Origin of the sequence: Kribbella antiqua (assembly GCF_004345665.1) — a bacterium.
Lineage (GTDB): Bacteria > Actinomycetota > Actinomycetes > Propionibacteriales > Kribbellaceae > Kribbella > Kribbella antiqua.
Genome location: NZ_SLWR01000017.1, coordinates 1 through 12,429, shown reverse-complemented (window position 1 = coordinate 12,429; position 12,429 = coordinate 1). Strand labels below are relative to the sequence as shown.

The window sequence follows — 12,429 nt, the reverse complement described above, 5'->3', positions numbered from 1 at the left end:
CTCCTTGAACTCTGCCAGGGGGCGCCCGGTGACGGGCTCGTTTCCACAAGATGACATTGTTGCGTGTTCTGCGCAATACCTGTAGCGTCATTTGCGTGATCTGATCTTGAGCAACTGCCCGGTCAGGCTCTCTGTGGGAGTCTGCGGTTCGGCGTGCTCGTGGCGGGGAAACGCTTGTAAACACAGGGTTTCTGAGGATCGACGAAGGGAGGGGTGATGCCGGAGCTGGCGATCGTGGCTGACGATCTGAGTGGCGCGGCCGAGTCAGCCGCCGCCTTTCTGTTGCGCACTCTGCGTATTTCGGTCGGCCTGCAGGCCCCACACCGGCCTCCCGTTGTCGATGAGCGATCCGCGGCACGTGTGATCGCCGTCGACACGGACTCCCGGCGACAGAGCCCGGCGGACGCGGCGGCTTCGGTGCGGTCTGCGATCGCGGTGTGCGGCGGTCTGCCGATCCTGAAGAAGGTCGATTCGCTCTTGCGTGGCAACCTCGCCGCCGAGGTTGGTGCCCTGCAGGAGCTGTACGGCGTTGCCCCCATCGTTGCTTCGGCTCTGCCGTCCGCCGGCCGGGTCGTGGTCGACGGTCTCCTCCGGGTTGGGGGAATGCCCTTGCACGAGACCGGGTGGTGGCATGCCGAGGAACGGCCCGTGCCACGCTCCGTCTCGGAGGCGTTGGCGCCGTTGGCCACCTATTCGGTGCCGTTGGCAACGGTTCGTCAGGGCGGTGAGGTGCTGGCCAAGGCATTCGCGGAAGCCGGCACGGCGGGGCTCGTCGCGGTCTGTGACGCCGAATCCGACGCCGACCTGGACCGTGTCCACGCCGCTGCGCGCGAAGTCAGTGAGCGGCCTGTACTGGTTGGGTCCGGCGCGCTCGCCGCCGCAGCAGCGCGCGCCTTCCCGGCCGACGCGGAGTTGGGCGCCGCGCCCCGATCCGCGGCGGAGGCCGTCCTGGTGGTGGTCGGAAGTGCGGCCCCCTCACTGTCCGTCCAGCTGACGGCGCTGGAGGCCGCAGCTGACGTCGTACTGCGGCTCGACCCGCACGTCCTGCTGCGTGATCCTCGCGGGATGCGGCGCGACATCGCGTCCCGGGTCCGGGGCTCCCGGTGCGCCGTGGTGAGCCTGGACGGAGATGCCGGCGTACGGCCTGAGCTGGCACCACAACTGGCTGCCTCGCTGGCGCAGGCCGTCGAGCCGGCGGCTGCGGATCACCGCGCTCTCGTTCTCACCGGCGGTGAGACTGCCCGTGGGGTCCTGGACCTGCTTGGCATCGACCGCCTGACGCCGGTCGCAGAGCGCTGCGGAGCAGTGCTGTCCCGAGCTGGTGACCGACTCGTGGTCACCCGTCCCGGCAGCTTCGGCAGCCCCACCTCGCTCGCCGATCTCGTCGCCAGCTTGTTCACCGAACCCGTACCCGAGGAGCCGACATGAGCAGCACCCCCCAGATCGCCGTCACGATGGGCGACGGCGCCGGTATCGGTCCCGAGGTCATCGTCCGAGCGCTCCTCGACCCCACCATCTCGCAAGCCGCGCACTGCGTCGTCATCGGGGATGCCGAGCGACTCCGGCAGGCCGCGCGGATCGTCGGTCTCGAACCCGACATCGTCGCGATCGGGAGCGCGGGTGAGGCGGAGTTCACACCGGGGCGTATCAACGTCATCGATCTCGGACTGTTGCCGCCGGACCTGCCGTTCGGTGCGGTGTCGGCGGTCGCGGGCGATGCGGCGTACCACTACGTCCGAGTCGCGAGCGAGCTCGCGATGTCCGGACAGGTGCAGGCGATCTGCACGGCGCCGCTGAACAAGGCAGCCTTGCAGGCAGGCGGGCACATCTTCCCCGGGCACACCGAGCTCCTGGCGGAACTCACCGGCACCAAGGAGGTGTCGATGATGCTGTCGACGCCCAAGGTGAAGGTCATCCATGTCACCACTCATATCGGCCTGATCGACGCGGTGGACCGGATCGAACCCGGGCTGGTCGAGCGCACCATCCGGCGCGGCCATCAAGCCTTGGTTGACGCGGGCTTCGCGGCGCCGAAGATCGGTGTCTGCGGGATCAACCCGCACGCCGGCGAGAACGGCCTGTTCGGACGGGGCGAGGAGGAGACGAAGATCGCTCCCGGGGTCGAGGTGTGCCAGGCCGACGGCATCGACGTGCACGGTCCGCTGCCGGCCGACACGCTGTTCTTCCTCGCCGGTCGCGGCGACTACGACCTTGTGGTGGCGATGTACCACGACCAAGGCCACGGTCCCGTCAAGATCCTCGGACTCGAGGCGGGGGTCAACGTCACCGTCGGATTGCCGGTGATCCGAACATCGGTCGACCACGGTACGGCGTTCGACATCGCCGGCCAGGGTGTGGCGGACCACCGCTCGATGATCGAGGCACTGCGACTCGCGGTCGAGATGGCTCCGGAGCGAGTGGCAGGCTGACCTTCCTTGGATAAAGTGCGAGGCGTGAGCAGGCAGAGGTCGGGGGAGCGACGCGAGCAGATCGTCCGGATGGCCGCGTCGGACGGGCTGGCCAACGTGGAGGATCTGTCCGCGCGGCTCGGCGTCACGCCCTCGACGATCCGGCGTGACCTTGCCCTGCTGACCGCGCAGGGGAAACTCGCGCGTACCTACGGAGGCGCGCTGAGCCTCGAGCCGCATCCGGAGGCATCACTGCGCCAGCGCCTCGGCGAGGCGTACGAGGCCAAACGCGCGATCGCGGGCTGGGCCGCTCGCCAGATCGTGCCTGGTGAGAACGTGCTGCTGGACGGCGGATCGACCACGACCGCGCTGGCCCAGGAACTCACCGGCTTTACCAACCTTTCCGTGACCACAACCGCCCTGACCGCGCTCGACGTACTGGCTGAAGCCGAGAACATCGAGGTGATCGTGCTGGGCGGGCGGCTGCGGATCATCAGCCAGTCCTTCGTCGGACCGCTCACAGAAGCCTCGCTCGAGCGGATGTCGTTCGATCGCGCGTTCATGGGGGCCGACGGGGTCCGTGCCGACCGCGGTATCAACGAGAAGGATCTCGAGCAGACGCGATTGAAAGAGCTCATGATGGGCCGCGCCGATCACGTCTACGTCCTCGCGCACGGTGCCAAGCTCGGCCAGGGACCCTTTCACGCGTGGGCGGTGATGCCGCCGCGCTGGACTCTGGTGACCGATGACTCGGCCCCGCCCGCCGAGGTGCGGCGGTTCGAGGATAAGGGAATCGAGGTCGTCCTCGTCCCGGCGGTCGAATCGCCGGCAGACTGACCTGTTGATCCACGATCAGGCCCCGGGGACGTTCGGTCCCCGGGGCCTGATGCTTGTGCCGTCAGCGCGGCTGCTGGACGTTGTTGCCCTGGGCATCCTTGTGCCAGCGGGAGTACCAGTCCCAGAGGACCCGTGCCTCATCTGCGATGGTGCTGTGACCGCGCCCGCGGGTGACGCCGTACCTGGCCACGGTCGTCCCGTCCGCATTCTTCCAGGAGGAGATGTCGTACCGCCCGACTCGCTGGACCGACGCCGGTGTCGTTGGCGTACCGATTGCGTCGTTGCGGTTGATCCAGTACCGCATGGTCTCACCGACGTACGGCGTCGACAGATCGGCCGGCCAGAAGTCGAACTCGCCGAACAGCACGAAGAACGGCAGTGTCTCGCCGGTGTAGTCCGTCGTCGACGACGTTTGGCCACCGGAGGTCGCGCCGAGCGCGGCGAAGTTCCTGGAGAGCCCGAGGTTCTTCCCGGCCGCGATCGTCGTCATGCTCCCGTTCGACTGCCCGCCCAGATAGATCCGGCCCGGATCGACGTTGTAGTCGGTCTTGACCTCGTCGAGAAGCAACTGCAGGAACGTCATGTCGACGTGGTCGGCCGTCGTACCCCATCCCGTCCGGTTCTGGGTGTTGAGCCCAGTCGGCACGACGAGGATGAAGCCCTCGTCGTCCGCCACCTCCCACCACCGGGAGAAGTCGAACATCGAGTACATCGTCAGCCCGGAACCGTGCAGCGAGATGACGGCCGGGACGTTCTTGCCCTGCCTCGCGGCCTGCCTCGCCTTGGCGGGAACATAGACCATGTACTCGCGCAGCCGGCCTGCCAGCTCCATCGTCCTGAACTGGACACCGAGCTTGTCGTAGTGAGGTCGCCAGCCAAGCGTGTTGCCGCCGACGTTGCCGCCGTAGCGGGTGTAGCGCGACAGGAAGTCGTCGTAGATGCTGGTGGTCAGTCTCTTCTCGTTCTTCACCTTCTCGGCGACGGCGACGGCGCTGAGCGAGCCGTCGGCGACGTAGTACTTCAGTGCGCCGTTCCGCTGGTGGAAAATCCTTCCACCGTGGAACCCGGCAGACCTGGCCTCGGTCTGGTTGGCGTCCTTCCAATACCTCACGACACCGGAGGCCCTGGCGTCCAACCGGTCCTCCATGATCCAGACCGGAAGCGGGACGCTGCTGCTCGCGACCCGTTGACCGTTCCAGTCCGGCGTCGGATAGAACGTGCTGTGAAGCTGGCTGAGGAAGGCGGAGTCGATGTCGCTGGCGTTGACGAAGGTTGCCGCGGCGACGAGGGTCGGGTCCTTCATGACGATCTGCTGCAGCACAGTGCCCGGGCGGTCGTATCCGACGACGTAGTAGCTCTCGGGCGGGAGGTACCACGTGCCGCGGCCATCGGGAGAGTTGACGCTGATGTTCGCGTACGCCGTTTCGAGGTAGGACCGCTCCTCGTCGGGTGATCGCCACTGTCCGGAAGCGCCAGGCTCGAAGACGTAGAGGAGGAACTTGTTCTTCTCGGCAAGGCCGATCCATCCGCTCTCGACGAGCCAGGAAACGGTCTGCTCGCCCTCAGGGACGTTGAGCACGACCATGTAGGCACCGAGGTTCGCGGCCTTGGGGACGTAGAGCTTAGCCGTACGGTTCGTGCCCGAGATCGTGCGCTCGAACAGCCCGCTGATGCCCATCTTGATGCCCGCCATCGGGTCGTAGACGGGCGTCGTGGCGCTGAGCTGCTGGACGGGCGGAAGGCTGAGGGCTGTGGCCGCCCGCGCGGATCCCGTCAGGGGAAGCATCATCGCGGCCGTCAGGACGATGATCAGGAGCCTGTTCTTCACTGTCTACCTCCAGTGGATTGGCGGCTCGGTCATTTCGGCACAACCCTGGCAGGGGTGCGTGATTCACGCAATAGCTCGTGCGCGAACTGCGAGCGTGCGGTTGGCCGTGCCCAGGCAAAGTCGCTCCTCGAATCGGCGCTTTCCCCATGCATAGAGGAGATCTACTCGGGTGAGCCTGCCTAGGCTGCATCTATGCGAATGAGGTTCGATGGGCAGATACGCAGCGATTTGCGCAGTCTGCGCAGATAGTCTGGCCGGGGACGATGCTGACGCGCACGCCCTGCGGCCGAACTCGATTAAGTGCTCTGCGCGGACCGCCTGCTGCATCCGGCTGCCGCCGACACTGCGGCGGGAGCTACGCCGGGTGACGATTCCCTGATCGTCGGATCCAGGTTCCACGCTGGCTGTGGCAAGGCGACCGTCGACGTGTGAATGTTCCATCGGTTTCCAAGGCGGAGCGTCGGCGGCTGGTGGAGGCGAACCTAGCCGCGAGCCGGTTCTTCCGCAGTGAACTGTTGCGCGCAGACTGTAGTTGGGCGGCGCGGTATTTGGTTGCGCGAGGCGCACGGCGCGTGTTGACCCCTGAGTCTCGGTGGGCGCTCGGGTACGCGCCCGACTCGTGGGCGCGGCTTGTCGATCATTTGCGATCGCGTGGCTTCGAGTTCCAGACTCTCGAGCTGGCTGGTCTCGCGATGAGAACCGCTGAGGGGCAGATCGTCGATCGGTTTCGGGATCAGTTGATGCTGATGTCGCGCGACGAACGCTTAGATCCGGTCGGATTCGTTGGATTTCGGGAGGGATCGCGGCCGTTCTACACGATGACAGCGGTGACGCCGGTGCATCATCGATCGAAGGTCCTGCTTGGTGTTGATGAGCAACTACCGGGAAGTGGATCCGGTCCTCATGGGTCAACGCGCTTAAGGTCACGTTCGACCCACGCGATCCGGCGTCAGTCTTCGGCGTCGCTAGCCTCAATCCGCTGCTCTACTGGCTGGTGCTTCTCGCCCTGCTCGCGTTGCCTCTGCTCGGTCTGGTCGTCGCAGGCCGACTCCGGCAGGGCAGGGCAGCGGGCATGACCAGCCGGATCAAGGCGGTCGCAGCGCGCCCCGGCCTGGCGACTCGTGCAGACGTCGACGCGGCGGTCGGACGTCATCAGGTCGTACGCCGAGGCCGTTCAGCTCGGCCACTTGCACCGGCACGCTCACCCGAGGCAGTCGGCACGCTGCTCGGTCGTTCCCGCGGGCGCGGGTGCTGGGCATCCGTGGAGGACTCCGTGATCGTGGTCGGCCCACCACGATCAGGCAAAGGCCTGCACCAGATCATCGGCGCCATCATCGACGCCCCCGGCGCCGTCGTCACCACCTCAACCCGGCCCGACAACCTCGCCGCCACCCTCGAGCTCCGCCGTTCCATCGGCCCAGTCGCCGTCTTCGATCCCCAAGGACTCGGCAAAGCCGAAGGCGTCCGCTGGTCACCCGTCCGCGGCTGCGAGAACCCCACGACCGCCATGATCCGCGCCAGCGGCCTCGCCGCCAGTGCCGGCTTCACCAAAGGCAACGTCTCCGATGGCGCCTTCTGGCACGGTCAAACCGAAATGGCCCTGCGCGGACTGCTGCACGCCGCGGCCCTCGACGACACCGGCATCGCCCAGCTCTACCGCTGGGGCCTCGAACCAGCCTCTGCCATCGGGCACCGCGGCACTAACCCAAGGATTATGAGTCCGACGGCCCTTGCCACAGCGGTCGACTTCAGGCTCCGGGAGTTCGTAGCCTGACCCGATCCGACCCCTCTGCCAACACTATTTGACTCCAGATGGCCCCACGACTGGCCCCACGTCATCGGCACTTGGCGAGTACTCTCCCATCGACGTGGGCAGCTCAGCACGGTGCCGATAGCCGCCGCTATGTCCTGGGTTCAGCACAGGTTTCCATGCGACTGAAGCGGCGGATGGGGTGAGCCGACCGCCGAGTCGAAGATGGTGTTGAATCTTCGCGTCTCTGTGCCCGCGCTCTTTCGAAGTAGCAAGCCGGTCTGGTTGCCCTCGGCTTGGTGTCGTTCCAACCACCTCAGACTTCTAGTTGGTGGCTCGCGCTGGGCATGGTTTCGTGCCGTCCTGGCGCTAAGGCTCGGCCGGCGCTTCAGAGTTCGCCGCCGAGTGAATCGACGAGACCCTCTCGGGTCACGCCGAGGCGGAAGAGCAGGTCCGCGTCCGCCTCGTTGTCAGGGTCGATCTGATCTGGCAGCTGTCCTGCGATCGAATCGGCAAGGTCGGGTCCGTAGGCACGGCGAATGATCGCAAGCGCCTCGGCTTTCGTGTGAATCGCCACGGTTCCTCGCTTTCAGAGTCTTGGACGCGATCGCCCACCTACCATTCGACTCCTCGGCGATCTCAACGGGAAGCCCGTGTGGAGTCGACCTCGGCGGCCGACTCATCGCAGTCATCCCGGCGTCCAGCTGTGGCGACGACACCTGTCTGCGCTTGGTCAGCCCTGCCGCTCTCGCGCATGGCTCGTCGCCCACTCGAGCGCGTAGTCGGCCACTTGCTCCCAGCCAGGCTCAACACCGGTGAAGTGCGAGCGGTCCGGAAACTCGTAGGTCTCAGTCAGCGCCTCGGAATTGCGGTACTTCTTCGCGTTCGAACGGATCACCGAGGGCGGCATCAAGTGGTCTTGGCCGCCAATGATGAACAGCAGCGGAGCACGGTCGTCCAGGTCGTAGTCGACCCAGGTCTCCTGATGACCCGGCTTCCAGTTGGCTATCAGGCCGTACGCCCACACCCAACTGCCGGGCGCCGGGATGTGGAGAAGGTCGTACGCCGCGTCGGATTCCTCCCGGCTAACCGTATTGGCAAAGGCATAGTGGAACTGCTCCTTGGTGAAGCCCACCGCGCGGTGCCGGTTGGCCGGGTTCTTGAGGACCGGGAACAGGGACTTGATCTGGGACGGCGGGTTCACCCGCACGCCCTCGGGTGGCGCCGAGTCGATCGTCACGGCGGCCGCGCCGAAGCCGCGGTTGACCAGGAGTTGGGTGAAGGTCCCGCCGAAGGAGTGGCCCATGATGATCGGCGGACGGTCCAGGCTCTCGACCACCTCGCTGAGATGGTCGAGCGTTTCGGGGACGGTCGCCTCGGCGATGATCTCGGGCCTTTCACGCAGGGCCTCCACCTCGATCTCGAATCCGGGGTACGACGGCGCGACGACTTCATGTCCCTTCGCCCGGTAGTACTCCACCCAGCGGTCCCAGCTTCGGGCGGTCATCCAAAGCCCGTGGATCAGCACGATCGGCAAGGCATTGCTCGTCTGCTCGCTCATGATGCTCCTTCTGAGGGGGATGCAGCCATCGTCGAACCCTCGGGCAGCGGTCGCAAGACTCCGCAGGGATCAAGTCGCGGCTCACAGAGGTGACCCTCGGCTCGTCGGATCCGCCAGCCAAGGGCGAAGCATGGATTATGAGCGGTTCGCGGCGACGGCGCGAGGCGCATTCATCACGGCGGCGATGCGTCGTACGACGCTGACTTATGGCGAACTCGCTATGGCTATTGACCTTCCCGACGACGTTCCGCTACCGCATCACATCAACAGAGTTCTACGCCGTGTCTCTGCGGAGTGCATCGCGCGGGACGAGCCATCCAGGCGTAACCAGTCATCACCAGTTCGGTCGGTTTTGACTCCAGTTGACTCGGATCGACGCCTCTTTGTTCCCACAGTGTTCCCAAGCTGAACTGCTGATCGTGCAAACCCCGCCGGTGCCGCTGTCGACTGAACTATGCCGACCGGGCGGACCGCCAGGAACAACAGCGCCCGCGATGCCCTGTGGCGCATTCGGAGCGCTCGGCTGGCCTGTTGACGACGGCAGGTTAGCGGCCGTCCTCTTCGTCTCAGCCCAGATGCGCCTCAAGTCACAGCCTGGTGCCGTTCGCCCCACATGGCTGGCCTGGCAGGCAGCTGGTACGAGGAGAGCGGCCGCCCGATAACCGCTCTCCTTGTAGCTGCTGCAGTATCTGTCTACAGGAAGGTCTCGATCCAGCTCAGGATGTGTGGCTGATCGATCCGGTAGGAGAAGCCTGCCCCGGCGCAATTCTCGTTGATCACAAACGAGTTGACGGCCAAGATGGTGGTTCCGTACAGCACTGGGCCGCCCGAGTCACCAAAACACAGTCCACCTTGATGCGGCTTTCCTGGGTTGCTGGACAGTTGCAGGTTGAAGCCGGCCGAATAGCCGCTCTGCAGACTGACCAGCTTGACCGTGGCCTGCAGCCGACGCACGTCGGCGACCTGAACCGGCTGGGTGTCCTGGACGCCGTAGCCGACGATGGTGAACAGCTCGTGCTTGTACAGCGTGTCGGCCAGCCCCACGGTGGGCAGCGAGCCGTAGGTCGACAGCCGCACCGGCTTGTCCAGGACCACGATGCCGACGTCGCTGGTGTTGGGGAACGTGGCGAAGTCGTCGTAGTCCGGGTGGGTGTAGGTCTCGCCGGTGACGCCGCGCGTGTAGTCGCCGGAGAGGACCTCGGCGGTGGAGGGCGCGGTCTCGGTGAACCAGGCCTCCGCGGATGCGGTCCCAAAGGTGCAGTGTCCGGCGGTCAGCACGACCGTCGGCGAGATGAGGGTGCCGGTGCAGCGCCACAGGTAGTTGCCGTCTTCGTCAAAGAAGCGGATGACCCCAACGTAGGGATGCTGGTTGTCATCGGGCTGTCCGTAGAGCACGGCCTGGGCCGGGCCGGCAGTGACCACGAGAGAAGCGATCGCGGCGAGCAATACGAGAAGTTTGCGCATGGATCCCACCTCCGCACTTCGACTGTGCGGGTGGCATTCTAACAACTGAGTAACCCCGAGGTCCACGAATCGGCACGCTCGGAGAGGTGATCCAGTTCGGCTGCTGCGGCCACTCCGAGTCGGAGGTATCGCGGATCTACGAGGCTCGACCATCGACGCCAACGGTAAGAACAGCTCGGATCAATACCGCGCCTCTATCGAGTTGGTCGGCGGATATCCATCGCCCGTGCAGAGAAGGCTCTCCAACGCGATCCTTGACTGTCGCGGTGAGCTTCCGAGTGGGGAGGTTCGCCGATTTCTCCGGCTGTCATCGATGGGGTTGGGCGGATGGACAGGGCATGGTGGAACACGTCGCGGGGGTCCCAGCGCAGCTTGACGCCTTGGAGGCGGGGATAGTTGCCGCGGTAGTACATCGTGTACCAGGCACAGTCCAAGGTGTTCCACTCTGGATCGGCCAGGTCTCTGTCCGGATGGTTGAGGACGCTCCGCTGGCGACGTCGCCTGGAACCGGGACGCCGCCGGTGTCGGCGAACAGGTCTCGATAGACCGGCGTACCCACATCATGGTCGGCGCCTCGTCCCGCGGCTCCTGTCAGCCGGCGGCGACCGAGGTGGTGAGGATCGAATCGCGGTGCGCTGACGCCGTCGCGTCGGTGGCCACGGTGTTGACCGTGCCGCCGTACGTCGCCATGCCCAGATTCACGTTGACGTCGTGATCCGTGGGGGTGAGATGGTGGTAGGCGACCTCGATCTGCTGGTCGGTGAAGCCCTTGCGCAGCAACGCGTCCTTCAGTTTGAAGACTTGAAGACCGCGTTCTCCAGATCGACCCCAGCCAAGCCGGGCGCCGGGTCGAGCGCGAACTCCAGCCACGATTTCCGCTTCGTCGACCAGGCGCAAGGTGCGCCGACGCCGTCGTTGACGGCGTCCAGACGGTCCCTCACCAGCTGGTCGGCGCCTGTCACGGCCGTTGTCAGGCCGGTGAGCTCGAGCGTGCCGTGCTGGCGGCGGTTCAGGGCGAGGGTGCTGTACAGCTGTGCGAAGCGCGACGACCCGTCGCTGTTTGCGCTCGGCCCAATCGCCGTAATTGCGGACCAGCCGGCCGAACGTGGCCCGGTCGATGTCGCTCCAATTCCATTCGGCCTGGAACGTCAGCACCGAGGTCGGCGCCGGGGCAGCAGCCGGGCAGGATCGTCGCCTTCGGCCCTGGAGGCGAGGTGTGGTATCTAGCGGTGGGTCGGTGGGATGGAGGCTTGCCTCGCGTTCTTGGGCAGAATGGCGTCGGGAGCACATCCCATCGAGAAAGGGAATTATGGCCGAACCCGGCGTGACCCGCGTCGCCGTCTACATCGACTTCGACAATATCGTGATCTCGCGCTACGACCAGGTGCATGGTCGTAGCCAGTTCCAGCGTGACAAGGTGCGGGCGTTCGACCGGGCGGAGACGTCGGCCGAGCCCGACATCGCAGACAAGCTCAGGCGCGCCACGGTCGACATCGGCGCAGTCATCGACTTCGCCTCGTCGTTCGGCACGCTCGTCCTCACGCGCGCCTACGCGGACTGGTCAGACCCGGTCAACGCCGACTACCGCGGGCAACTGGTCAGCCGCGCAGTGGACCTGGTGCAACTGTTTCCCGCCGCCGCCTACGCCAAGAACGGTGCCGACATCAGACTGGCCGTAGACGCGGTAGAAGACATGTTCCGCCTCCCGGACCTGACCCATGTGGTGATCGTGGCCGGAGACTCCGACTACATCGCCTTGGCCCAACGCTGTCGACGCCTTGGCCGCTACGTGGTGGGCGTGGGGGTGGCCGGATCGACCAGCAGATCGCTCGCCGCAGCCTGCGACGAGCTTGTGACCTACGATGCGTTGCCCGGTGTCACACCCATCGACACCGCCGCGTCGGCGACCGAACAACCGGAAACCCCCAAGGCCGAATCCGACGGGCGGGCCGGGACCTCCTCCCAGCCCGGCTCGCGACGTACCAGGCGCCCGGGCGCCGCGGTGCCAAACGAGGCCGATCCCGACTCCGAAGACCCCCAGCAGCTGGCAACGAGTCTCCTCGAACGGGCGCTGCGCCTGGGACACGAGAAAGACGACGCAGACTGGCTGCACAGCTCCGCGGTGAAGAGTCAGATGAAGCGCATGGACCCGTCCTTCAGCGAGAGGGCACTCGGCTACCGATCGTTCTCGGATTTCGTGAGGTCACGGGAAGCCGTCGCCGACCTCGACGAGACAACCCCCGCACGGCTCGTACGGCTCAATCCGACGCTGGCCGAACGGTAGCGGATGACGCAAACCGGACCCAACGATCTAGGCCAGCGACGCCAACCACGAGGCTGGCCAGGCTCGTCGCGCCGTCGAGGTCATCGGATGCGGCGGTGGTCTAGTCCGCGAGTTCGCGCAGGTCAGGCAGAACGGACTCATCGTCGGCGGTCGCGTAGAGCAGGCCCGCGGTGCGGGACTGACCGCGAAGGTCACCCGGTGGCCGGGCCTTCGGGATCGCTGAGGTATTCGTGGATCAGCTGAATCGCGGTGGAGCCCTCGCCGACGGCCGCGGCGACGCGCTTGATGGACCGATGG

The 12,429-nt window shown here is 66.0% G+C and carries 12 protein-coding genes and 1 pseudogene; 6 read left to right on the top strand and 7 right to left on the bottom strand.

Annotated elements, in window-relative coordinates; translation table 11 throughout:
* The first annotated feature begins 216 nt into the window (after positions 1–216).
* From EV646_RS35485 to EV646_RS35475, 3 genes are read left to right on the top strand one after another with little or no spacing between them, the layout of a single operon-like run.
* A complete protein-coding gene (locus tag EV646_RS35485) occupies positions 217–1,428 on the top strand; it encodes a four-carbon acid sugar kinase family protein (RefSeq protein ID WP_132156613.1) in 1,212 nt (403 codons plus the stop codon).
* Positions 1,425–2,429 (top strand): 4-hydroxythreonine-4-phosphate dehydrogenase PdxA, encoded by a 1,005-nt coding sequence (pdxA, locus tag EV646_RS35480; protein ID WP_132156611.1) that lies wholly within the window; start codon positions 1,425–1,427, stop codon positions 2,427–2,429. Before EV646_RS35485 ends, pdxA begins: the two co-directional genes overlap by 4 nt.
* A gap of 24 nt (positions 2,430–2,453) precedes the next feature.
* A complete protein-coding gene (locus EV646_RS35475) occupies positions 2,454–3,245 on the top strand; it encodes a DeoR/GlpR family DNA-binding transcription regulator (RefSeq protein WP_132156609.1) in 792 nt (263 codons plus the stop codon).
* A 61-nt stretch (positions 3,246–3,306) separates the two neighbouring features.
* Here EV646_RS35475 and EV646_RS35470 read toward each other — a convergent pair whose 3' ends face one another.
* On the bottom strand, positions 3,307–5,073 hold the full coding sequence (locus EV646_RS35470; protein WP_132156607.1) for a CE1 family esterase: 1,767 nt from the start codon (positions 5,071–5,073) through the stop codon (positions 3,307–3,309).
* A gap of 428 nt (positions 5,074–5,501) precedes the next feature.
* Here EV646_RS35470 and EV646_RS41090 point away from each other — a divergent pair, with 428 nt between their 5' ends.
* Positions 5,502–6,149, top strand: coding sequence for a hypothetical protein (locus EV646_RS41090; RefSeq protein ID WP_158291111.1), 648 nt, complete (start codon positions 5,502–5,504; stop codon positions 6,147–6,149).
* A complete protein-coding gene (locus tag EV646_RS35460) occupies positions 6,068–6,847 on the top strand; it encodes a type IV secretory system conjugative DNA transfer family protein (RefSeq protein WP_241996536.1) in 780 nt (259 codons plus the stop codon). The genes EV646_RS41090 and EV646_RS35460 overlap by 82 nt, the downstream gene beginning before the upstream one ends.
* A gap of 364 nt (positions 6,848–7,211) precedes the next feature.
* On the opposite strand, the gene EV646_RS35455 is transcribed toward EV646_RS35460, so the two are convergent.
* From EV646_RS35455 to EV646_RS39130, 6 genes and pseudogenes are all read right to left on the bottom strand, one after another.
* Positions 7,212–7,400 carry a hypothetical protein gene (locus EV646_RS35455; protein WP_132156605.1) on the bottom strand — a complete coding sequence of 63 codons (189 nt, stop codon included), beginning with the start codon at positions 7,398–7,400 and terminating at the stop codon, positions 7,212–7,214.
* A 156-nt stretch (positions 7,401–7,556) separates the two neighbouring features.
* Positions 7,557–8,384, bottom strand: coding sequence for an alpha/beta hydrolase (locus EV646_RS35450; protein ID WP_132156603.1), 828 nt, complete (start codon positions 8,382–8,384; stop codon positions 7,557–7,559).
* 693 nt (positions 8,385–9,077) lie between these two features.
* Entirely contained in the window at positions 9,078–9,848 is a 771-nt protein-coding gene (locus tag EV646_RS35445; RefSeq protein WP_158291110.1) for a S1 family peptidase, read from the bottom strand.
* Positions 9,849–10,042: 194 nt separating this feature from the next.
* Positions 10,043–10,312 (bottom strand): annotated as a pseudogene (locus EV646_RS41085) (BBE domain-containing protein); the annotation flags it as partial.
* Positions 10,313–10,439: 127 nt separating this feature from the next.
* Positions 10,440–10,628: a hypothetical protein gene (locus EV646_RS35435; RefSeq protein ID WP_132156599.1), complete on the bottom strand. Its 189-nt coding sequence runs from the start codon at positions 10,626–10,628 to the stop codon at positions 10,440–10,442.
* An 8-nt stretch (positions 10,629–10,636) separates the two neighbouring features.
* The gene (locus EV646_RS39130) at positions 10,637–10,789 is read right to left on the bottom strand and encodes a hypothetical protein (protein WP_158291109.1); all 153 of its coding nucleotides are present in this window, start codon (positions 10,787–10,789) and stop codon (positions 10,637–10,639) included.
* 368 nt (positions 10,790–11,157) lie between these two features.
* On the opposite strand from EV646_RS39130, the gene EV646_RS35430 reads away from it, so the two are divergent.
* Positions 11,158–12,132: an NYN domain-containing protein gene (locus EV646_RS35430; RefSeq protein WP_132156597.1), complete on the top strand. Its 975-nt coding sequence runs from the start codon at positions 11,158–11,160 to the stop codon at positions 12,130–12,132.
* The last annotated feature ends 297 nt before the right edge of the window (positions 12,133–12,429 follow it).